Origin of the sequence: Bifidobacterium favimelis (genome assembly GCF_037963085.1) — a bacterium.
In the GTDB taxonomy this organism is placed as follows: domain Bacteria; phylum Actinomycetota; class Actinomycetes; order Actinomycetales; family Bifidobacteriaceae; genus Bombiscardovia; species Bombiscardovia favimelis.
Genome location: NZ_JBANDZ010000002.1, coordinates 1 through 21,484, shown reverse-complemented (window position 1 = coordinate 21,484; position 21,484 = coordinate 1). Strand labels below are relative to the sequence as shown.

17 protein-coding genes are annotated in these 21,484 nt (G+C 64.2%); 4 read left to right on the top strand and 13 right to left on the bottom strand.

Going from position 1 to position 21,484, the window contains the following annotated elements; genetic code table 11:
• Positions 1 to 122: 122 nt before the first annotated feature.
• From V6584_RS06500 to V6584_RS06490, 3 genes are all read right to left on the bottom strand, one after another.
• Positions 123 to 782, bottom strand: coding sequence for a TetR/AcrR family transcriptional regulator (locus tag V6584_RS06500; RefSeq protein WP_340469975.1), 660 nt, complete (start codon positions 780 to 782; stop codon positions 123 to 125).
• A gap of 96 nt (positions 783 to 878) precedes the next feature.
• Positions 879 to 2,267, bottom strand: coding sequence for a glycosyl hydrolase family 32 (locus V6584_RS06495; RefSeq protein WP_340469976.1), 1,389 nt, complete (start codon positions 2,265 to 2,267; stop codon positions 879 to 881).
• Between the two features lie 164 nt (positions 2,268 to 2,431).
• The gene (locus V6584_RS06490) at positions 2,432 to 3,580 is read right to left on the bottom strand and encodes a LacI family DNA-binding transcriptional regulator (RefSeq protein WP_340469977.1); all 1,149 of its coding nucleotides are present in this window, start codon (positions 3,578 to 3,580) and stop codon (positions 2,432 to 2,434) included.
• Positions 3,581 to 3,884: 304 nt separating this feature from the next.
• Between V6584_RS06490 and V6584_RS06485 the strand changes: the two genes are divergently transcribed.
• A complete protein-coding gene (locus tag V6584_RS06485) occupies positions 3,885 to 4,898 on the top strand; it encodes a LacI family DNA-binding transcriptional regulator (RefSeq protein ID WP_340469978.1) in 1,014 nt (337 codons plus the stop codon).
• A gap of 184 nt (positions 4,899 to 5,082) precedes the next feature.
• Here the strand turns inward: V6584_RS06485 and V6584_RS06480 are convergent, their stop codons facing one another.
• Positions 5,083 to 7,542 (bottom strand): glycogen/starch/alpha-glucan phosphorylase, encoded by a 2,460-nt coding sequence (locus V6584_RS06480; RefSeq protein ID WP_340469979.1) that lies wholly within the window; start codon positions 7,540 to 7,542, stop codon positions 5,083 to 5,085.
• 363 nt (positions 7,543 to 7,905) lie between these two features.
• On the opposite strand from V6584_RS06480, the gene V6584_RS06475 reads away from it, so the two are divergent.
• Entirely contained in the window at positions 7,906 to 9,507 is a 1,602-nt protein-coding gene (locus V6584_RS06475; RefSeq protein WP_340469980.1) for an alpha-amylase family glycosyl hydrolase, read from the top strand.
• A 46-nt stretch (positions 9,508 to 9,553) separates the two neighbouring features.
• On the opposite strand, the gene malQ is transcribed toward V6584_RS06475, so the two are convergent.
• The 7 genes from malQ to V6584_RS06440 all read right to left on the bottom strand — a co-directional run bounded on the left by malQ (position 9,554) and on the right by V6584_RS06440 (position 18,329).
• Complete coding sequence (gene malQ / locus V6584_RS06470) at positions 9,554 to 11,758, bottom strand: 4-alpha-glucanotransferase (RefSeq protein WP_340469981.1); 2,205 nt, start codon at positions 11,756 to 11,758, stop codon at positions 9,554 to 9,556.
• A gap of 51 nt (positions 11,759 to 11,809) precedes the next feature.
• Positions 11,810 to 12,553, bottom strand: coding sequence for a TraX family protein (locus V6584_RS06465; RefSeq protein WP_340469982.1), 744 nt, complete (start codon positions 12,551 to 12,553; stop codon positions 11,810 to 11,812).
• Positions 12,550 to 13,302 carry an HAD family hydrolase gene (locus tag V6584_RS06460; RefSeq protein ID WP_340469984.1) on the bottom strand — a complete coding sequence of 251 codons (753 nt, stop codon included), beginning with the start codon at positions 13,300 to 13,302 and terminating at the stop codon, positions 12,550 to 12,552. Before V6584_RS06460 ends, V6584_RS06465 begins: the two co-directional genes overlap by 4 nt.
• Positions 13,303 to 13,414: 112 nt before the next feature.
• Entirely contained in the window at positions 13,415 to 14,269 is an 855-nt protein-coding gene (locus V6584_RS06455; RefSeq protein ID WP_340470015.1) for a sugar ABC transporter permease, read from the bottom strand.
• A 56-nt stretch (positions 14,270 to 14,325) separates the two neighbouring features.
• Complete coding sequence (locus tag V6584_RS06450; RefSeq protein WP_340469987.1) at positions 14,326 to 15,732, bottom strand: carbohydrate ABC transporter permease; 1,407 nt, start codon at positions 15,730 to 15,732, stop codon at positions 14,326 to 14,328.
• Between the two features lie 99 nt (positions 15,733 to 15,831).
• Complete coding sequence (locus V6584_RS06445) at positions 15,832 to 17,079, bottom strand: extracellular solute-binding protein (RefSeq protein ID WP_340469988.1); 1,248 nt, start codon at positions 17,077 to 17,079, stop codon at positions 15,832 to 15,834.
• Positions 17,080 to 17,627: 548 nt separating this feature from the next.
• A complete protein-coding gene (locus V6584_RS06440; protein WP_340469990.1) occupies positions 17,628 to 18,329 on the bottom strand; it encodes a histidine phosphatase family protein in 702 nt (233 codons plus the stop codon).
• Positions 18,330 to 18,448: 119 nt separating this feature from the next.
• Here V6584_RS06440 and V6584_RS06435 point away from each other — a divergent pair, with 119 nt between their 5' ends.
• Both V6584_RS06435 and V6584_RS06430 read left to right on the top strand, forming a co-directional pair.
• Positions 18,449 to 18,823, top strand: coding sequence for a DUF4235 domain-containing protein (locus tag V6584_RS06435; protein WP_340469991.1), 375 nt, complete (start codon positions 18,449 to 18,451; stop codon positions 18,821 to 18,823).
• A 70-nt stretch (positions 18,824 to 18,893) separates the two neighbouring features.
• Positions 18,894 to 19,742: a nitroreductase family protein gene (locus V6584_RS06430; RefSeq protein ID WP_422678591.1), complete on the top strand. Its 849-nt coding sequence runs from the start codon at positions 18,894 to 18,896 to the stop codon at positions 19,740 to 19,742.
• 91 nt (positions 19,743 to 19,833) lie between these two features.
• Here V6584_RS06430 and V6584_RS06425 read toward each other — a convergent pair whose 3' ends face one another.
• Positions 19,834 to 20,088 (bottom strand): hypothetical protein, encoded by a 255-nt coding sequence (locus tag V6584_RS06425; protein WP_340469992.1) that lies wholly within the window; start codon positions 20,086 to 20,088, stop codon positions 19,834 to 19,836.
• Positions 20,089 to 20,255: 167 nt separating this feature from the next.
• Positions 20,256 to 21,194: an aldo/keto reductase gene (locus V6584_RS06420; RefSeq protein ID WP_340469993.1), complete on the bottom strand. Its 939-nt coding sequence runs from the start codon at positions 21,192 to 21,194 to the stop codon at positions 20,256 to 20,258.
• Positions 21,195 to 21,484 lie beyond the last annotated feature (290 nt).

The window sequence follows — 21,484 nt, the reverse complement described above, 5'->3', positions numbered from 1 at the left end:
TAAAAGTCAGTATAAAGACGTAGGGGACATCTTGTCAATTTCAACACCCTCGTGATGGGCGCAGCAGCAGAGCGACCGTTGGAAGCGTGTTCGGACCCCGGCCCGCGAACCCGGAAAACCTTCTAAAACTCCTTCTCGGAGTCGTCATGGACGACGGCATGGACGATAGCCCTGAGGGCGAACCCGGTCACCTCACCCAGGTTCACCGCCTCGGGCTCCAGGAGCCACTGGAGTTGGAGCCCGTCCATCACGGCCAGGACCGAGGCGGCCGCACGGTCCACTCTACGGTGCAGTTCGGGTGACAGGCGATTCGGATCGTCCTGACCGGTCATCATCAGGGACAGCGCGTTCATAATGGAACCTCGCAACATCCGGTAGCGATTTTTGAAGTATCCGCGGCCGGGGTTGTCCTTCGTGACCGATTCTGAGGAGAGGGCCACGAAGGTGAGGACCGCCCCCTTCCTGTCCATGTTGGCAAAGGCCGTCTTGACCAGGTGGCGGAAAAGATCGATTCCGTCAGGCAAGTGGTGGCTCTCGTATTCATCCAGATCCCTCTCGTCGCGGTACTTGAGGACCTCCATGAGGAGGTCCTCCTTGGAACCGAAATGGTGGAGAATGCCGGCGTGAGTCATCCCCATCTTGTCCGCTATGTCCTGGAGGGTGGTATTAGCCGTCCCCTGTTCCCCGAAGAGTTCAGAGGCCGCCTTTATTATCGCCTCGTGCTTTCTTGCTGTCTCCGGGCGGTGTCTGGTCGACCCTCGCTTCCGTTCTCCCTGAGTCATTTGCCGGCCCCCTGTCGTCGAAACTGAATGAGTCCAAGCATAGTTGAAGGCGGGTGCCGGCCATCAGCCCCGCACCCGCCAAGTGAATCAGCCCCGTTACCGGCGCAGGCCCTTGGCCACGCTCATCCCCGTGGCCTGAAGACCGCCCTCGGTCACGTAGAGTCCCAAGGCCCGGCCCGGGCGGTAGGTCCTGGCATTCAGGGCCACCCCGTCCACATAGAGGGTGGCGATGGTGTCGTCCACCACCAACTGGAGGTGGTAGGTCCGCCCTGCCTCTAGGGCGATCGGGCGTTCCAGGCCTATGTTCATGACCGTGAACCAGGGGTCATTTGGTGACCCTTCGAACCGGTAGCGCCCCTGACCCACCTGGAAGTCGTACTGATAGGACCGGCCGGCCCCGGTATCCTCCTGGATGCGCAGGCCGAAGGAACGGGTGCCAGGCGCGAAGCGGACATCGGCCTCGAAGGAGAAGAGGTCCCCGCAATCAGGGTCGATGACCACCTCACGCCTCTCGTGCGGGGCCTGAATGTCGACATCGTTTATCGGGGTACGGGTGTTGAAGGCCGCCCAGAGGGTGTCCACCGGCCGCACGCCCAGAGATCCGTCCTCCCGCTGGTAGACCTCATGGGGGACGAAGGTCCCTCCCCACTCGTAGTTGTTCCGGTCATCGTTGCCGGCCTTGGTCCCCACCCAGCCGAAGAGGACCCGCCTGCCTCCCAGCTCGAAGGTACGGCCCGCGTAGTAGCCGCTCCCGTCAAAGGCATCGTCCACGGGGGCGGTCCAGGGGCCGTCCAGGCTGTGCGACATCCGGTAGGTCATGCCGTGCCTGTCGCTGTACTCGGTGACGATGTGATACCACCAGTCCCCGATTCTGAAGAGGTCGGGCATCTCATGCATGGTGTAGAGGCCGGGGGCCCAGAAGTCCCCTTCGAACCGCCAGTGGACCAGGTCGTCGGAGGTGAACTTCACCGTCCTGCCGGTCTGCATGGTCTTGGGACCCTGCTTACGGGCACCCAGGATGAGCAGGTAGTTGCCGGCCTCCTCGTCCCTGACCACCAGGGGATCACGCCAGTCGTCGGGGTCGTAGCCGGGCTGGGGGGCGATGGCGGGGGCCTGGTCCAACTTCCGCCAGTGGTAGAGGTCCTGGCTGACCGCCTGCATGAGGACCTGGGAGGCCTTGCCCTGGGCCGGGTAATCCCGGTTGAAGCCCGTGTAGAAGGCGTGGTAGCCGTCCGGCCCTTCGAAGACGCTGCCGGCGAAGATGAACTGGTCCTGGTCCCCGTCTGCCCCCCTGGGGATGGCCGTGCCGCAGTCCTTGTAGTGGACGAAATCCCTTGTGGTGGCCAGGTCCCACCCGAAGGGCCGGCCGAAGGGGACCGGGTCGCGGTCATCCCGCTGGTGGAAGAGGAAGAACTCGTCGCCCTTCCCATAGGGCATGCAGTCCCCGAACCAGGTGCCGGGGAATTGATAGTAGAGCTTGTTCATGCTGCGCCTTTCACATCGTCGACGATCTGCGCGCCCGGATTTCCGCCTCTCCCCCACTCGGGTTCCCGGACGGCCGGCCGCCCGCTCGTTGTTTAAGCGGTTAAGCAACCATTATAAAAGCACCCGCCATGATGTCAATCGGGGCGGCGGGCCTCAGACCGCGGTCACACCCGGGATATGGAATCCCGCAGGACGACGGGGCAGGCCACCAGCTGTGGGCCATGGGAGCCCGTGCGGACGGCGGCGGAGCGGACGGCAGGTTCGGCAGGCGGTCCGGTGGCGGCACCGGGCACCGGGGAATCGCCGTCACGCTCCGATGGAGAATCAGCCCCCGCCTGGGAACCGGAGCAGGCCCGGGTACCGTCCGAGAGGTCAGCGGCCGCACCCCCTCCTGTCAGGAGGGTACGTATCCCCATCCTGCCCAGGTCGTACTGGGGCAGACCCACCGTCGTCAAGGCCGGGTGGAGGTGGGCGGATATGACCTCCTGGTTGTCGAAACCGACAACCGATATGTCGTCGGGAACCCTCAGCCCGTGTTCCCGCAGGGCATCATAGAACCCCATGGCTGTGCGGTCGTTATGGCAGAAGACAGCCGTGGCTCCGGTCGCCATGACCGCCCGCATGGCCCGGTAACCGGACTCCTGATCGGCCTCCTTCTCCCGGATGACCAGGGAGGGGTCATAGGCCACGCCCGCCTCGGACAGGGCCTGGCGATAGCCTTTCAACCGGCCGACGGAGGCCGGCGTCCTGGCACTGGCGTTGATGAACGCAATCCTCCTGTGGCCCGCCTGGAGGAGGAGCCGGGTGGCACTCCTCCCTCCCCCGACCTCATCGGGAACCACAGCGGGGAAACGGCCCTCCCGGTCATAACAGTTGACCAGCACCGTGTTCACGCCGGACAGACCCCGAGGGGCCTCGACCCTGCGGTGGACCCAACTGGAATAGGCGACACCCTCCACCCGGCGTTCCAACATGAATTCGAAGGCCTTCTCCTCCATCCTCCTGTCACCGCCCGTATCGACCACGAGGAGGATCTTCCCGTTTTTCCAAGCCTCATCCTGGGCCCCCCGGATCACCTGGCCGGCAAAGGGGGAGGTGGCCACCCCATCGCTGATGAAGCCGATCAGGTCGGACCGTCCACGGGCCAACCCCCTGGCCAGGGCGTTTCGCCGGTATCCCAGCCGGTCCGCCGCCCTGCGGACCCTGTCACGGGTGGCCTGGGGTATGCGGGCCTTGGGGTCGTCATTGATGGCCCATGAGGCCGTGGCAACCGACACCCCGGCGGCGTGGGCGACATCCTGAAGAGTGACCATGGCCACTCATTCTAGCCGGGCCCGACCTCAGGAAGGTCGCCGCCCCGGATTGCAAACGTGGTCAGTAAAACGCGCACAATTCCAATCATCACGTGACAGAACGGCGGGGCGGGGTAACATCAATGGAAGGGTTATATCAAGACCACGCAAGACGGCAGAGACTACAATGGTCCTGTTCCGGCGGCGGGAGCCGGACATATGCGGGTGAGTGCCATCGTTTTCGCCGATGCCGGATGGTCGACAAGGTCACGGGCAGGCGGGCAAGCGCCGGTCAGACGGGCCGGCGGGCAGCGAGGAGAGAACAGTGAAATCCACGATACATGATGTAGCACGCAGGGCCGGCGTATCGGTCTCCACGGTGTCCCGGTCCTTCACCCGCCCGCAGCTGGTCTCGGCCAAAACCCGTCAGAGGGTGCTCGATGTGGCCGAAGCCATGGACTTCAGGATCTCACGTTCAGCAGCTGCCCTCAAGACAGGCCAGTCCATGCGCATAGCCATGCTGATCAGCGACAGCATCACCACCTGGTTCAACAGCCATGTCTTCGCCGGCCTCAACAACGTCTTCCAGCCGGCCGGATACGACCTGTCCATCTACACCATGAACACCGTCCAGGCCCGTGCGGAGTTCTTCGCCAGCCTCCCCGTGCGACGCAACGCCGATGCGGTCGTGGTCTGCTCCTTCAACATCGTCCCCAAGGAGATAGCCAAGCTCGGCAACATGGACGTCCCCGTCGTCGGAATCAACATCCCCAACACCGACCGGTTCGATGCGTCCGTCAACGTGGACGACCGGCAGTCCATGAAGCTGGCCGTCAACCACCTGACCTCCCTGGGCCACCAGCGGGTTGCCTACGTGAGGGCCAGCCACGGCTCCCCCTTCCGCTATCGGGCCGACGAACGCCTGGAAGGGTTCGAAGAGGCCGTCAAAGAAGCCGGAATCGCCGACATGACAACCTCCCTGCGTTGCCCCCCGGGTATGGATGCGTCCAACACGGCCCTGGCCCAGATACTCAGTCTGAACCCGGCCCCCACCGCCGTCTGCTTCCAGACCGACGGCCTTGCCATACCCGTCCTCTACGGCCTGCACCACTACGGGCGTGAAGTCCCCCATGACATATCCATCGTGGGATTCGACGACAGCACCTACAGCGAGGAGATAGGCCTGACGACCATCCAGCAGAAGCCCTATGAGATGGGGGTCGAGTTGGCCAGGAAGACCCTCTGCCTGATTGAGGGCGGCCGGCCGGACCAACCCTTCGAAATGTTCCCCACCCACCTGGTGCTCCGGGAGACCACCCAGCCACCTGCAGACCGCTGACGACCGCACCGGGGCGGGGACCGGACCGTCCCTGAAAACCGGGCGGGTGCCGGGCGGACCTTTCATCGACCCGCCCGGCCCCATTCCGACCCGTGGGTCCGGCCGCCTTCTTCGGCCCGGCGGCATGCCCGGCCGGCTTGCCCGCCGTCAGGTCTGGCCGCCGGCTCGGCCGGCCCCCACCCGGTCACTCCTGTCCGAGCGGCCCCGTGTGCCAGATCTGTCGCAGGTAGTCCTCCACGGCCCGGTCGGAGCTGAAGTAACCGCTGTTGGCCACGTTGAGTATGGCCTTGCGGGCCCACCCCTCCTTGTCGCGGTAGGCGTTCTCTATGGTGGACTGGATGTCCATGTAGGCGCTGAAGTCGGCCATGGTCATGAAGTAATCCTTGTTGAGCCAGTCCTGGACGAGCGGCTTGTATGCATCCCGGTCGCCGTCCGAGAAGACCCCTGAGGCCACCATGTCGACGGCGGTCTTCAGCCTGCGGTCGGCCTCGTAATAGGAGCGTGGGTCGTAGCCCTCCTCGTAGAGCCTGGTCACCTCGGGCACCTCAAGGCCGAAGAGGAAGAAGTTCCCGGCACCCACCCTCTCGCGGATCTCCACGTTGGCCCCGTCCAGCGTGCCCACGGTCAGGGCCCCGTTCAAGGCGAACTTCATGTTGCTGGTCCCGCTGGCCTCCTTGCCGGCCTGGGATATCTGCTCGTCCAGGTCGGTGGCGGGGATCAGGTGCTCGGCCAGTTCGATGTTGTAGTTCCGAGGGTAGAAGACGCTGAGCAGGCCCCTTGTTTCCGGATCGGAGTCGATGACCCTGGCCACGTTGTTGATCAGGCGGATGGTCAGCTTGGCCATGGCGTAGCCCGGGGCGGCCTTGGCGCCGAAGATGACCGTGCGGGGCAGTATTCCGGCCGGATCGGCGGTCCCGTCCTTGATGGCGGCGTACTGGGCTATGACGGCCAAAATCTTCAGCGACTGGCGCTTGTACTCATGCAGACGCTTGACGATCGAGTCGAACATGGTGTCCGGATCGGGTTCGAAACCGTAACGGCGGCGGGAGTAGGCCGCAAAGTCCTCCTTGTTTTGTCTCTTGACCTGTATGAAACGGTCCACGAAGGCGGGGTCGTCGGCCAGGGGCTCCAGGCCCTTGAGCAGGTCCAGGTCGGCCACCCAGGCATCCGTGCCCAGACCTTCGGTGATCAGGTCGGACAGGCCGGGATTGGCCAGACGGACGAAACGGCGGGGGGTCACACCGTTGGTCACGTTCATGAACTTGTCCGGGAAGACCTGGCTGAAGTCCTTCAGCGTCACCTCCTTGAGGAGGCGGGAGTGGAGCTCGGCCACCCCATTGACATAGGAACCTCCCACCGTGGCCAGGTAGGCCATGCGGACCTTGGGGTCCGGCCCGGCCGTGACGATCCTCATCCTGTCCACCTGGTCCGTCCCCGTCCCACGGGAGGCCAGATCGGACACAAAGCGACGGTCTATCTCGCGGATGATCTCCAGATGACGGGGCAGGAGGCTGCCGATCAGTTCGGCCGACCATTCCTCCAGGGCCTCCGGCAGGAGGGTATGGCAGGTGTAGTTGAAGGTCCTGGTGGTGATCGACCAGGCGGCATCCCAGTCATAGCCATAGTCATCGATCAGGACCCTCATCAGCTCTGGAATCCCGATCACCGGGTGGGTGTCGTTGAGCTGGAAGCAGATCCTGTCGGGGAGGGTGGCCAGGTCCGGGTGGTCCTGACCGGGGTAGAAGGTGGCGATGGCATCGGCTATGGAGGCCGCCACGAAGAAGTACTGCTGCTCCAGACGCAGGGTCTTGCCCTCGAGGGTGGAGTCCTCGGGGTAAAGGACCTTGCTGATGGTCTCCGCCTCCACCTGCGGCTTCACCGCACCGAGATAGTCAGAACGGTTGAAGGTCTCCAGGTCGAACTCATCGTACGAGCGGGCCTCCCACAGGCGCAGGGTGTTGACCCTTCCGGACGCATAACCGGGGACCAGGTAGTCCACGGGAACCGCCTTGACGCACCATGCGGGCTCCCAGACCCTGCGGCCGCCCTCCTGGACCACCCGACCGCCGAAGGAGACGCGGCGGGAGCGGTTCAGGTCCTCATGACCCCAGGGATCGCCCCCGGCCAGCCAGTAGTCGGGATGCTCCACCTGCCGGCCCTGCCCATCGAAGGACTGCTCGAAGATGCCGTACTGGTAATGGATCCCATAGCCGAAAGCGGGCACACCCAACGAGGCCAGGGAGTCGATGTAGCAGGCGGCAAGGCGGCCCAGTCCGCCATTGCCAAGGCCGGGTTCGTGCTCGGCCTCGATCACCTGCTCCGGATCGAATCCCAGCGAGCGCACCCCCTGTTCGAACTGGTCCGTCAGGCCTGCGTTGAGCAGGGAGTTGGGCAGCTGGCTCCCCAGGAGGTACTCGGCGCTCAGGTAGCCCACGGCCTTGGTGGACCCATGGACCATCATGTCCTTGGTGGCCAGCCAGGAATCCATCAGGTGGTCGCGGACCACGGCGACCACGGCCTGGTAGACATCGTCCACGCAGGCGGATGAGGGGGCGACCCCCTGCATATGCTCCAGCCGTTCGCGTACGGCCCGGGCGAACTCCTCGGACGTCATCTGGGAACGGGGTGCGGTTTTCTTGACCATCGCTGGCAACTCCCTTGTACTTTCTGTATCCGTCTTGCCTGAATCAAGTCTGGCATGACCTGTGGGTCCTGCTGCGGACAGGGCACGATGCACAGCCGTCATCGTCCGCTCCTCCTGCATTGGCCCAATATTGCATACGTTATCATACACACGGCAAACCAAGGTGGCAATCCGGTGCCGTCATACCATTCAACCCATTGCCTTCCTTTGCAAACAGCAGGCTCAGCCAGCCTTCTGCCGGGAGTTCATGCCGGTCGGGAGCGTCCGGCCGGATTCCGCCATCGTTGTCATCGTCGGTCCCTAGCATGGGCATGGTCCATACTGACAGACCGACGAAGGTCGGGCAAGGAAAACGGAGCGCATATGCACCAGACACCCTCATGGCTGGACGAGGCCGTCTTCTACGAAATCTACCCCCAGAGCTTCTACGACAGCAACGGCGACGGCATCGGGGACATCCCCGGCATCACCGACAAACTGGACTACATATCCTCTCTGGGCTGCAACGCCCTGTGGATCAACCCCTGCTTCGATTCACCCTTCAAGGACGCAGGCTACGACGTGCGCGACTACACCCGGGTGGCCCCCCGCTACGGCACCAACCAGGACCTGGTCGACCTCTTCGAGCAGGCCCACCGGCGGGGCATCCACGTCCTCCTGGACCTGGTCCCCGGACACACCAGCGAAGAGCACCGCTGGTTCGCAAACAGCGGCCAGGCGGGGCGCAACGAGTACTCCGACCGCTACATCTGGACGGGAAGTTCCTTCGAAGGATACCCGGGCATGCCCTTCATAGGGGGTGAAGCCCCACGCGACGCCGCTTACATCCTCAACTTCTTCAAGTGCCAGCCGGCTCTCAACTATGGGTTCGCCTCCCGCGACCGCTCCTGGCAACAGTCACCAGACGACCCCGGTCCCACAGCCACCCGGCAGGCCATGGTCGATGTCATGCGTTTCTGGCTGAGCCGGGGCTGCGACGGCTTCCGGGTGGACATGGCCGACTCCCTGGTCAAGAACGACGACGAGGAGAAGACGGCCACCACAGACACCTGGCACCGTCTCTTCGAGCCGATCAGGGAGGAATTCCCCCAGGCGGCCTTCGTCTCCGAGTGGGGCAAGCCATGGCAGTCGCTCAAGGCAGGCTTCGACATGGACTTCTACCTGAACTGGAGGTGGGAGGGCAAGCCCAACGGCTACAACCGCCTGGCCAGGAACACCGAGGACGAGCTGGCAGGGGGCGATGACTCCAGCTATTTCAAGGCCGACAGCGGCACCGGCATATCAGGCTTCCTGGCCGACTACATCCCCCAGTACCTGCGCAGCCGGGACCTGGGAAGTTTCTGCTTCATCACCTGCAACCATGACACCCCCCGTCTGGCCCCGCGCCTGACGACGGAGGAGATCAAGGTGGCCTATGGCATGTTCCTGACCATGCCGGGCGTCCCCTTCATCTACTACGGGGACGAGATCGGCATGCGATACAGGGACCTGCCCACCAAGGAGGGCGGCTACAACCGGACCGGATCCCGCACCCCCATGCAGTGGGACGGGTCCGCCAACAAGGGGTTCTCGCAGGCCGACCCGACCGACCTCTACCTGCCGGTGGACCTGGAGCCCGGCGCCCCCACGGTGGCGGAGCAGGAGGGAGACCCCGACTCGCTCCTGACCTTCGTCAGGCAGCTGACGGCCCTGAGAAAGGGGAACAAGGCCCTCCGGCCCGGCGCCGACTTCGCCGTCGTCCACGCTCCCCGTCAGGGCCGTTCCTTCGCCTACACCCGCTCACAGGGAAGTGACCGCCTCCTGGTGGCCCTCAACCCGGGCCGCCAGGAGGAAACCCTCCCCCTGGACCTGGTCGGCGCCGGGGCCGACGGCCGGACGGCCCGCCCCTTGATCACGCTCAACACCGGCCTGTCCCAGGACTCCCTGATTCTGAAGGGGCAGAGTTTCGCCGTCATGGCCCTGTAGGGAGCCGGCGGGGCCAACCCCGCCGGCCGGCCCGACAATCGGGGTCTCACCCCGCCCGCCGGGCCAGGTCCTCCCCTCCCCGCATGACCTTTGACAACGATTGCACTCGCGGGGATGAAAAAACGTCCTCGGCATAGACCGGGTTCCTGTCCCCGTCAGCCAGGGGGACCCTCCAGTTGGGGTACTCATCCACGGTCCCGGGCTGGTTCTGGGTGCGCCTCTCTCCGACACCGTCCGCCAGTGAGGCGGCCAGAAGAAGGGAGGGCGAGCGCAGGAGGGCCCGGTGCATGGCCTCGACGATCTCCTGCTCATGGGCCCGTTCATCCTCCAAGGCGGAGGCGTCCAACCAGCCCCCCTTGACCAGGAAGTCCATCATCCCCTCGTGCTCCCTCCTGGCCGCCGCCTGGAACTCCTCCACAGGCTGGGTCAGGAGGTGGAGACGGTCACGGACCTTGACCTGCTCATAGTCCAGGTAGCCGGCGGTGGGAGGCATGTCGTGGGTGGTCACGGCCGCCAGGGCATAACGGCGGTAGGTGGCCGGGTCCCGGAAGACGCCGTCCTCCTGCTCGAACCACTCGATGATGGTCCCCAGAACCCCCCTTCCGGCCAGGGCGCTGGCCACATGGGGGGGCACCACGCCCAGGTCCTCCCCGATGACCACCCCATGGGCCCGGGTGGCTTCGATGGCCAGGACGGCCAACATGGCATCGTGGCGGTAGGTCACATAGGTGCCGCGGGCAGCGCTCTGCCCGCGTGGAATCCACCAGAGCCTGAAAAGCCCCAGCGCATGATCCACCCTGATGGCCCCGCAGTGGGAGAACATGCCATGCACCAGGCGGCGGTACGCCTCATAACCGGTCTCCTCCAGGGTGATGGGGTTGAGGGGGGGCTGGAGCCAGTTCTGCCCCTGCTGGTTGAAGAAATCCGGCGGGGCGCCCACCGTGGCCCCTCCGGCGAAGAGTTCCGGGTGGGACCACACGTCTGAACCCACTGGATCCACGCCCACGGCCATGTCCTCCATGAGGCCGATGGACATGCCCGAGCGGCGGGCCGCCAGCTGGGCCTGCCCCAGCTGTTCCTCGGCCACCCATTGGAGCCAGCGGTTGAACTCGACGGTCTCCGGGTGCTCCCGGGCCAGGGCTTTCACCCTGGGCGACGAGGGACCGTACCTGGTGAACCAGGAGTCACCCTCGTCCCGGGGGGCTCCCCACCACTGGTAGGCGGTGCACCATAGGGCATAGGCATCCAATTCGGCCCCGCCGGCGCGTTTGAAGGCCTCGAAGCCCTCCCGCCTGCCGGCATCCGTCAGCCCCTGGGAGAAGACGATTTCAAGGGCCTGTCGCTTGGCCTCCCACATGGCATCGCGATCCAGGAAGTCCGGGTTCCGGTTGCCCGCCGCCGCCTTGTCTTTCAGGGCATCCACACGGGATCGGTCCTCCGGGGCCAGACCGTCGTATTCAGGTATCTCCTCGGGACGGATGTAGGAGGCGTTGAGGAACTCACGGGAGTCCGGGAAGTAGGGGGAGGGGGTCAGGGGGGTCACCGGTTCTGCCGCATGGACCGGGTTGATCAGCATGAAATCGGCTCCGGTCTTCTCCCCCGCCTCGCTCAGGAGGAGGGAGAGGTCGGCATAATCGCCCACCCCCCAGGACCTGTGCGAGCGCACCGAATAGAGCTGGACTGTCCAGCCCCACCTGCGGTGGTCCAGGAGACTGTCGGGAAGGGGGATCCGCCGGGGGGAGACCATCAGGGTCGCGTCGGCCATCCGCTCGCCATCCTCGATGTGGATGATGTGATAGCCGATGGGGATTCCGACGGGCAGGGTCAGCGCCAGGGGGGCTGACGGACCGCCGGCCCTTCCGACCCCCAGCTTCCCCCTGTAGGTGCTTCCATCTTCCAGGGTGAGACCGACCTTGACCTGGTCGGATGCGCCCGGCAGGGTCACGGAGGTCTCCTCCCCCTCCACTTGGAGGACCGTGGGCGGGCAGAGTCTGGTCGCCCCCACCTCCTCGGCCCTGTTGACGGCGGCATCAATCTTCTGCGGGGTGGAGGCATCTATTCCGAGGGCGGCCAGGACACTGACCAACACGTCATCGTCTATACGGTGGAACTCCCCCTGCTGTCCCGTGTAGGAGGTGGCCACCCCGTATGCCTTGGCCAGCCTGATCAGGGGGCGACGCAGCCTTTCCGGACCCTCCGACTCACCCCCGGCATCGACCTGTTCGACATCGGGCGTCCCGTTCACATCCATATCCAATTCCTTTTCACATTGATCCTGTTGGGCACCTGGAAGCGGCCGCCCTTATATGAGGGCGAACACCAGCAGGTGCATGGGGTAAAGCAGGTAGAACACCCACTTGGCCCATGAGGGCCAACTCCCAAGCTTGTCGTTGCGGTAATGCACGGCCAAGAGCCCCATGGAGGGGATCATCAGGCCGGCCAGCCCCACCAGGGTGGCAGCCAGCATCATCGTGTTCTCGTTCCGGTCCAGGTACCGGAAGGCCAGGCAGTAGAGCAGGAGGAGGACCCCCTCCTGGACCAGGCCCAGACGGACCCCCACCTTGAGGAGCCACATCCAGGCCAATCCGGCGGCGATGACGGCCACCTGGGCCGCCGCCCCCTTCCATCCCCCCATGGTGTCCTGCAGGTAGTCCAACATGCGCAGGACCACTAGGGCGCACAGGACGCCGATGACCGGGTTCTGGGAACCCATGTCCCACGGTCTGCCCGAGGTGGCCAAATCGTAGGGGACCTCGCTGACCAGGGCCAGCAGGGCCACGCGGCCGACGTAGGCCGGGAACCCGGTGGTCTTGCGCATCCCCGTCCAGGCCAGCCAGGCATAGATGGGGACCGCGCACCAGGACAGGGCCTCCAGGGCCAGGGCCAGGGTGAGTCCGCCCACAGGGGCACTCTCGAGGGAGGGCCCCAACGAGGGCAGGACCATGGCGGTCGACAGGGTCCCCGCCAGCAGGAGGCAACCGGCAACCACCTTGAGCCCCCAGGTGGAGAATCCACCGAATCGTCTTCGCGGCCTCTCTTCCGTCACGATCTTGCGGCACCTCCCGTGACCAGGTCGAAGACCCGGCCGTAGTCGGCCCCTACCAGGGAAAGGTCGGCCTCGGGGGAGAAACCGCCGTCGCCCCCCGGCGATATCTCGGTGGCCAGGTAGACCGTGGTCAGACCGCTCCGGTTGCCGCCGACGATGTCGGCCCCCCGGTCGTTGCCGACCATGACCGTCCTGCCGGGGTCCGCGCCCTCCTCGTCCAGCGCCATGCGGAAGAAATCCGGATCGGGCTTCTTGACCCCACAGTCGCTGGAAAGGAAGATCCTGTCCAGGTGGGGGCGCAGGCCCGTCAGATCCAGCTCCGGGTCCGTATAGGAGGCCTGGGCGTTGCTGACCAGGACCACCCGGCATCCGGCCGCCCTCAGGGCCTCCAAGAGCTCGAAAGCACCCGGGTAGGGTCTGAGGAGGGTGGTCGTGGCCTTCCTGAAGGACCAGGCCAGGTCATCCACGTCCTGCCGGCTGTGGGCCAGACCGGCCTGGTCGAAGAGGCCGGCGAAGACCTTGCGGACATCCACCTCCCCCACCTCGTGACGCCTGTCCGCCTCGGCCTGAAGGGGGGCCAGCAGACGTTTGAAGTCCCCCCTGACCGAGGCAGCGTCGTCCCAGATGCGGCAGCGGGTGTGGAAATACTCCCACAGGCGGCGCCACCCCTCAGGGCCGTCCTCGTCTGTCCTGATGTCCAGGAGGGTCCCATAGAGGTCGAAGAAGACCGTGCTGAATCCGTTTGGCATGATGTCCGCCCTTTCTCTCATGCAGACGGCACCCGGCCGGACCGGGCGGTTTGCGCACGGGGCCCCCGTCCGATTGCACGCAACCGGCCATCAGGCTGAACCGGGCCTTCCGTCAGCCCTTGACCGACCCCGACATCGATTCCTGATAGAACCTCTGCATGACTATGAAGAGGATAGCAATCGGGATCGAGACGCAGACGGCCCCGGCCGCGAACCGGGCGTACCAGTCGCTGATGTACTCCTTCTGCAGCATCATCCACAGACCCAGTGAGACCGTGTAGTTCTCCTGGGTGCGGGCTATGGCCTTGGCCAGGACGAAGTCCAACCAGGGCGTCAGGAAGGAGGTGATGACCTGGTAGACGATCATGGGCCGGCAGATCGGCAGGATGATCTTGGTGAAGACCTGCCAGCGAGTGCAACCGTCCAGGTAGGCGGCCTCATCCAGGGACATGGGGATCGTGTCCATGTACCCCTTCATCACGTAGAAGCCCGCCCCGCTGCCTGCCGAGTAGACCAGGATCAGGGCCAGGTTGGTCATCCCGCTGGTGGTCAGACCCAGGGCCTTGAGGATGAAGTAGATGGCCACCACCGACATGATGCCGGGGAACATGCCCAGGATCAGGGCCCCGTTCATGAAGACCCTGCGGAAGCGGAAGCGCAGCCGGCTCATGCAGAAGGCGACGCTGAGCACGAAGAAGGTCGAGATCAGGCAGACGAAGATGGCGATGATCAGGGTGTTCAGGAACATCTTGGGGAAGTTCAGGACGTCTCGCTGCCGGAAGAGCTGGGTGTAGTTGTCAAGGGTGTATTCGGTCGGGAAGAAGGTGCTGGAGAAGGGGGCCGGGTTGGCGTTGAAGCTCTCGGCCAGGACCCAGGCGATGGGCAGGAGCCAGATGACCGCCATGACCGCCAGGAAGATATGGGTGGCCACGTCGCCCACCCTCCTGCGCACCGTCATGGACTCCATGGCACCGGTTCCGCGCCCAGGGCGTGATTTCCCCGATTCAAGGGGCTTGCTCATGCTCACCGGAATCCCTCCTCGTTCTTATAGGACCCGCTGTTCCTGTAGGTGATCAGGGAGACCACCGCCAGGACGATGAAGGTCAGGATGCCTATGACGGCCCCGAGGTTGTAGTTGTTCTTGTCGACCGTCAGCTTGTAGAGCCAGGTGATCAGGAGGTCCGTCTTGCCTGCGGAGGCCCCGACCGGTGTCGGGGAGCCCCCGGACAGGAGGTAGATCACGTTGAAGTTGTTCACGTTGCCCGTGAAGGTCGTGATCAGGTAGGGGGTCATGACGAAGAGCATGTAGGGCATGGTCACGTTCATGAACCTCTGCCAGGCGTTGGCCCCGTCCAGCTTGGCGGCCTCGTAGAGCTCGGAAGGTATGTTCTGGAGGATCCCGGTGACCTGCATGATCGTGAAGGGGATGCCCACCCAGAGGTTGACGACGATGACCGTGACCCTGGCCCAGGTGGCATCCGTGAAGAAGGGCAGCGGCCCGGAGATCCAGCCCCACCCCTGCAGGAGGCGGTTGACCGCCCCGTTGGGCTGGAGCATGGTGTGCATGACCAGGAGGGAGACGAACTGGGGCACGGCGATGGACATGGAGAAGCAGGCCCTCCAGAAGCCCTTCCCCCTGGTGCCCGGCCGGTCGATCAGTATGGCCATGAACATGCCGAGGAAGTAGTTGAGGAAGGTCGCGAAGAATGCCCAGATCAGGGTCCAGGCCAGGACGGACATGAAGAGGCGGAAGTTGACGTCGCCTGCCCCGTTGCCGAAGATCTTGGCGAAGTTATCCAGCCCCACCCAGTTGAAATGGAGGACATGGCGGGAATCATAGCTGGTGAAGGCCATGCTGATCATGAAGATCAACGGCAGGACCGTGAAGACCAGGATGCCCACGACCGGCAGGAACATGAGCGAGGTCTGCGCATGCCCATCGGTGAGGTCGTGCAGGTCCTCCCGCAGGGTGGGAGCCCTGCCCTTGCTCCGGGCCAGCACCTGGGCCTTGTAGGCGCTGCGGACCGCCAGGGACCACCAGTAAAGGAACACCAGGCAGAGGACCACGGTCGCTATGCCGTACAGGAGGAGGATGACCGAGGATTGGCCGGCCTTGTAGACCCAGAAGCCGTCCACCTTGACCTTGGTCTGCTTGTTGCCCTCCAGCTTGAACAGGCCGCCTATGTTGGCGGCCCCCTTGTCCACCATGAAGTAGATGAAACCGATCTCCCCGGCCAGGAAGAGCACCCCTTTGAGGTACTGACGGCGCACCAGGTTGCCCAGGCCGAAGACCAGGAAGGACAGGTGGGTGAAGAGGTCACCCCGTGTCAGAGCGGCACGGAGGGTGTAAGGCGATGGCCTGCCCTCTCCCTGCACCACCTTGCGCCGGACCGCCGGTCCGGCCGCATGCAGATGTGATTTGTGTGTCATGATCGTAAAGCCCGCAATCCCGGCCGGGGGAGGGAGCCGCATGGCCCCTCCCCCGGTTCCGCATCGTTCAGGTCCGATCCGCCAGGGGCGGAAGGGTCCTTACTTCTTGTAGGCGGCGTTCCAGTCTTCCGTCTTGGCTGCCGCGTTGTCGGCGTTGACATCGCCGTTGACGATGGCATTGCCGAAGTTCTCGCAGGGGGTCCAGAAGTTGGCCATGCCGGCCAGGGTGGGCTGAAGTACCGAGGTGTCGTTCAGAGTGTCGTTCTGGGCCACGGCCACGGCATCAGAGCTGATTTTGGAGTCCTTCATCAACTCCTGGTCGGTGGGGATGATGTCACGCATCTCGTAATGGGCCTTCTGGGCCTCGGTGCTGCCCAGGAAGGCGGCGAACTCGGAGGCGGCCTTGGGATTCTTGGTGTTGGGGTTGTAACCCACGGCCTTGGAACCGGCCATGGCCTTCATCTGGACCTGCTTCCCGTTGAGGTTGTAAGTGGGGAGCTTGGCCACGGCGAAGTTGTCGCCCAGGGCCTTCTTGACGTTCTCGGCGTCCCAGGAACCGGAGAAGAGGACATCCACGCTCCCGTTGCCCAGGCCGGCCAGTCCGGCGCCGTCCTGGTCGAGCACGAAGTTGGGGTTGGCCTTCAGGCCCACCAGGTACTTGGTCACATCAGCGGCCTTTGCGCCGCCGAAGTCGATGCCCGCCGACTCATCGGTCCCGTTGGGTCCGAAGAGTGTGCTCCCGTTGCCCGTATAGAAGGCGGGGAGGTACCAGGAATTGTTGAGCTGGAAGGAGACCTTGCCCTTGCTCAGGAGGGTGTCCAGGGACTTGGCGTCCTCGGCGCTGAATTTGCTCTTGTTGTAGTACATGAACCAGACGTTGCCGGTGTAGGGGACCCCATACTCCTTGCCCTTGCTGGTGACGGAGTCGATCATCTCCTGGTTGTCCTGCTTCTTGATCTGGGCCTTGGCGGTGTCGCTCAGCTCGCCTATGGCATCGGACTCCACCAGGGTGCCCAACTGGTCGTTGGCGAACATGAAGACGTCGGCGGCGGCGCTGGGGTCCTGCTTGACCGTGGTGCCAGCGTCACCCTCGGCGACGACCGCGTTCTTCCAGGTGATCTTGTACTCGGGATGGGCCTTGGCGAAGGCCGCCTCCATCTTGGGAAGCCAGGAGGATGAGTCCTTCTGGTCCTCCTGGGGGCTCCACACGGTCAGCTTCACGGCCTGTGCGCTCTTTTCGCCGCCGCCGGACTCCTTGCCGGAGCCGGAACCGCCGCAACCGGCGAGACCGCCGACCAAAAGCGCCACCGCAGCCGAAAGACCGATTACTCTCTTGTCAATAGTCATCGTTGACCTCTCCTGTTTCATTTCCTCTCATTGCCGATTCCATCAACCGGCCTCCGATTAATGCAATCGTTGTCATTATAGCGCAACATATCGGGGTGGCGCAAATCGGGGTGGCGGACGGCCCGCCTGAAAAACGAAGCCGGCCAAAGCCCATCCCGGAGGCCGCACCACACCTGCGACCGCAACGGTCACCGGCAGACAGGCCTGAGGCAGTCCGACAGATCAGGCGGTCGCAGATAAGGGGGAGGAGGGAGGAACGCCTACTGCCGACTCGGCAAAGAGGGAACCGGCCCCCTGGTGGGAAGCCTGCGGCCCTGGCGCTCAGACGGGGGCCTCGCCGGAGCCGAGTACGGCAAGAAGCCGGGCGGCCGGTGATCCGACCATTCAGGAACCGCCGCCGGAACCTGTCCGGGCGGGTCAGAAACCGGAAAATCGAACGAATGCAAACATTGTCATACAGAATCGTACAAAGCGTCCCGCCGGGGGGCATGCGCAGGGGCGTCAACAGGGCTGGCCGACGGCGGCCAATTGTGCCGTGTATGCGGGCTTCAGCAGTTCCAGCGCTCTATGACCCTGTCGCCCTTGTACCGGGAGAGGACGCCGAAGTGGGCCGTGTCCAGACGGAGCTTGCGGGCATCGGCCGCCTGCAGGCTCAGCCATTGGGTCGTAAGGATCCTCAATATATGGGCATGCCCCACCAGGAGGACCTGGCACCCCTGATCGACCAGGGGCTCCAGCCTGGCCACCAACCTGCCCGCGCGTGCGGCCACCTGGTCCAAAGTCTCCCCCGGCCCGTTCCTGACGGTCACCCGCTCGCCCGAAGGGAGGACATCCTGCCAGGTCCCATCCAAGTCGGAACCCAGGGCTTCGGTCCCATCACGCCAGAGGTTCCACTCCCGCCCCTCCAACCTGGATATCTCCTGCCGGGTCCTTCCCTCCGCCCGGCCGTAATCCCACTCGGCCAGGTCGTCCCATATGATCGGCTGGTCGAAGCCGGCCAGGCGGGCCGTTTCCTGCGCCCTCCCCATGGGGCTGGCGTATACGAATCCAGGTTTGAACCCCGCCGGAAAGGCCTGTCTGAGGCGTTCGCCCGCCTCCAGGGCCTGAATCCGCCCTTCCTGGGTGAGAGGAATGTCCGTTTTCCCGGTGTGCTGGCCCGACAGGCTCCATGCGGTCTGACCGTGACGCAGCAAGACCACGCTTCCCTTGCGCCGAGCTTCTTCGCTCGCAGTTGGCTGTGAAACTGTCATGCCTCCACTTTACCCTTCTGACTCCAGGCCGACCGACTGCATCCGCCACGTCCGGAACCGAAACGGCCGGGAACCCCGCCAATAGGCCATCAGGGGCTGCCGTGTGGGATAATGGGACCATGACCGATACAGGTGGATTTTCCAGCGACGGTGCCGATGCCATCGTCGAACGTTTCCACGCGATAGATGACAAGGTGCGTGACATGACTTCTTCAGCAGAATCCGATCCCGATTCCCTTACAGACAAAATCATCAAGGTCGTCCTGCCCTCCTTGGCCGGCTACCTGGCCGGCAAGATCTTCCAATCGGTCTGGGACAGGGCCCAGACCAAGCGCAACGGGGGCATCCGGTCCGAGGAGGAGCAGAAGCAGGGTACCGTGGCCAGCCTGGCCTTCGCCGTGCTCTCCGCCGCCCTGACCGCGCTGGTCTCGGGCCTTATCGATCGGGGTTCCCAGGCCCTGGTGGACCGCCGCCATCAACGCAGCAAGGACTGAAAACAGCTGACAGCGATAATGTGATTCGTGCCGCTTGTGCCAACCGGCCCCTGACGGCACAATGAGCCCCATGACAACCGCATCTTTCGCAAACGAGAACACGCCGGGCGGGGCCAGGGCCGCCATGGCGACGAATGAGACCATCCGGACCCTGATGAAGAGGAGGTCCATCAGGGCTTTCACCGACCAGCCCGTCAGCGAAGGCGAGGTCGAGGCCCTGGAGAGGGCGGCCCAGCATGCGGCCAGCAGCCGTTACTTCAACGACTGGTCCGCAATCAGGGTCACCGACCCCGAAGTGGCCGGAAGGCTCGCACAACTGGGCCATCAGGACTACATCGCCCAGGCCCCCCTCCTCTACGTCTTCCTCATCGATGAAAGGCGCAACGCCCATCTGGCGGGCGCCCAGGGGGTCGACACCTCCTCCGATCGGTTCATCTTCAACACTGGGTACGTCTTCCTCCAGGGACAGAACGATGCCATCCTGGCCCTCCACGCCATGGAGACTGCCGCCAACTCGCTGGACCTGGGTTGTGTCATTCTGGGCAGCGTCATCAACGACGTGGACGCCCTGATCGACCTCCTCCATCTGCCGGCGCTGGTCTACCCGGTACTGGGACTGGCCATCGGCCACCCGGGACAGGAACCTGACCTCAAACCCAGGATGGACCCGCCGGCCCAGATCTTCGAGAACCGTTACCCCGAGTTGGACGCAGAGGGGAGGACACAGGACGAGCGGGCAGGGCGGGCCCTGGCCGATTTCGACCAGGTGGTCAAGCGCTACTACATGGACATCCGGCACATGGACGCACCCCGCAGGTCCTTCAGCGAAATCATCGCCGACCAGGCCGTGAACCCTGGGGCAGCCCACGAACCCATGCTCCCCTCCATACAACGGCAGGGCTTCCACTTGGACCGTTGAGCACGGTTCATGGACCCTGTTCCCAGGCCCTGGCGCTTCCGTCCACGGCATTCCCGGTTCCACGGGAACCGCCGGGCGGCGCGGAGCGGCATCAGCGACGGCGTGGCTTGTAGCCCCGCTTGCGTGAACGGGGCTTGGCCCTGCGCCCTCCTTCACGGATGGCAGGGTCATAGAGGGAGGGGTCATGACTGGTCAGGTGCCAGCTCCCGCAGATTCCACAGCGGTAGACCCAGAGCCTGGTCCCCCTCTCGATGTAACTGCGCTCCGCCGCCTTGGCGGCCTTGGCCTGATCATGGTACATGATCTTGGCGCTGCCGGGGCAACGGCGGGGAGTGAAATAGTGCATCGTGGCTGACCTTGAAACTATGGGGACGTCCTTTCCCCATCAGTTATATCAGTCCTCCCGACCGGATCCCCGGCAAGAGGCCACGATTCGTCCGACCCCACACCTGTCGGCGTGGAGCCGAACGGCTCCCGGGCCCGGCAGGTGCCGGAGCCCGGGAGCTTTAAACTTTAGAAGACATCGTTGCCGGCGCTCACGTAGAGCTCATACCACTCTTCGGCGGTCAGCTCCACATCGGCGCCAGAGGCCATCTCCTTGATTCTGGAGGGCGTCATCGACCCGATGATGACCTGCATTCCGGCCGGATGGCGGAGTATCCAGGCGACGGCGATCGCATTCTTGCTGACCCCATGCCTCTCGGCCACCCTCCCAAGGCAGTCGTTCAGTTCGGGGAACTTCGGGTTGTCGATGATGACCCCGTCGCCCTTCCCGCTCTGGAAGGGGCTCCAGGCCTGAATGGTCATGTGCTTGAGCCGGGAGTAAGCCAGAATTCCCCCGTCATGGTCCAGGCTGGCCTCGTCCGCCATGTTCACATGGATTTCCTGACGGATCATGCCCGTATGACCCAGACCGAACTGGAGCTGGTTCACCTGCAGCTTCTGGTCCAGACCGCTCTGAAGGAGCTCAACCTGCATGGGGTTGACATTGCTGACGCCGAAATGCCGGACACAGCCGGAAGACTGGAGTTCGTTGAAGGCCTCCGCCAGCTGGTCCAACTCGACCAGGGTGTCCGGCCTGTGCAGGAGGACGAAGTCCACATAGTCCGTCTGCAGATTCTCCAATTCCTGTTCAATGGCCTCCATGAGGTGCTTTTTGGAAAAGTCATAGCGGGTGACCTTGTTGGTCTCCTGGTCACGGTAGATGCCGAACTTGGTCTGGATGCCGACGTCCTTCCTGTCCACCCCGCAGTCCTTCAAGGCCTGGCCCAGCATGGTGCTGCACAGACCGTCGTGGTAGCAGTCTGCGGTGTCGAAATAGTCGATGCCGGCATCCAGGGCCGTACGTATGATCTCAGCCGCCTCCTCGCGGGACTTGTCGTCGATTCTCATGGCCCCCAGGGCCACCCGGGATGCCTTGACACCGGAGGTGCCCAATTCAATACTCTTCACAGTCGTCTCCTTCGATTGTTGCGTCCCCTCAAGCCTAACAGGGGGCATGGGTCTTCAGCCGGGCGTGCCGATGTAGGCGGCTCCGGTCTCACAACATGAAAGGGACTGAGATGAAACAGACTGCAATGAAACAGACTCAGATGAAACGCGAAAGGAAGAATCCTAAGAAGAAGCGGCATCACAAGTGACCGCAGAAGTTCGAGATAATCAGAGTTTGTGTGTGGGTGTGGTTGGGGGCCGGGTCCGCGTGTGGCGGGCCCGGCCCCCTTGTTGTGAGTGTTGGGGCGGCG

Coding starts and splice junctions, on each gene's coding strand:
- V6584_RS06500 (WP_340469975.1), bottom strand. CDS start 782: ATGACTCAGGGAGAACGGAAGCGAGGGTCGACCAGACACCGCCCGGAG.
- V6584_RS06460 (WP_340469984.1), bottom strand. CDS start 13,302: ATGCCAAACGGATTCAGCACGGTCTTCTTCGACCTCTATGGGACCCTC.
- V6584_RS06440 (WP_340469990.1), bottom strand. CDS start 18,329: ATGACAGTTTCACAGCCAACTGCGAGCGAAGAAGCTCGGCGCAAGGGA.
- V6584_RS06445 (WP_340469988.1), bottom strand. CDS start 17,079: ATGACTATTGACAAGAGAGTAATCGGTCTTTCGGCTGCGGTGGCGCTT.
- V6584_RS06450 (WP_340469987.1), bottom strand. CDS start 15,732: ATGACACACAAATCACATCTGCATGCGGCCGGACCGGCGGTCCGGCGC.
- V6584_RS06495 (WP_340469976.1), bottom strand. CDS start 2,267: ATGAACAAGCTCTACTATCAATTCCCCGGCACCTGGTTCGGGGACTGC.
- V6584_RS06430 (WP_422678591.1), top strand. CDS start 18,894: ATGACAACCGCATCTTTCGCAAACGAGAACACGCCGGGCGGGGCCAGG.
- V6584_RS06490 (WP_340469977.1), bottom strand. CDS start 3,580: ATGGTCACTCTTCAGGATGTCGCCCACGCCGCCGGGGTGTCGGTTGCC.
- V6584_RS06480 (WP_340469979.1), bottom strand. CDS start 7,542: ATGGTCAAGAAAACCGCACCCCGTTCCCAGATGACGTCCGAGGAGTTC.
- V6584_RS06425 (WP_340469992.1), bottom strand. CDS start 20,088: ATGCACTATTTCACTCCCCGCCGTTGCCCCGGCAGCGCCAAGATCATG.
- V6584_RS06455 (WP_340470015.1), bottom strand. CDS start 14,269: ATGGAGTCCATGACGGTGCGCAGGAGGGTGGGCGACGTGGCCACCCAT.
- V6584_RS06435 (WP_340469991.1), top strand. CDS start 18,449: ATGACCGATACAGGTGGATTTTCCAGCGACGGTGCCGATGCCATCGTC.
- malQ (WP_340469981.1), bottom strand. CDS start 11,758: ATGGATGTGAACGGGACGCCCGATGTCGAACAGGTCGATGCCGGGGGT.
- V6584_RS06475 (WP_340469980.1), top strand. CDS start 7,906: ATGCACCAGACACCCTCATGGCTGGACGAGGCCGTCTTCTACGAAATC.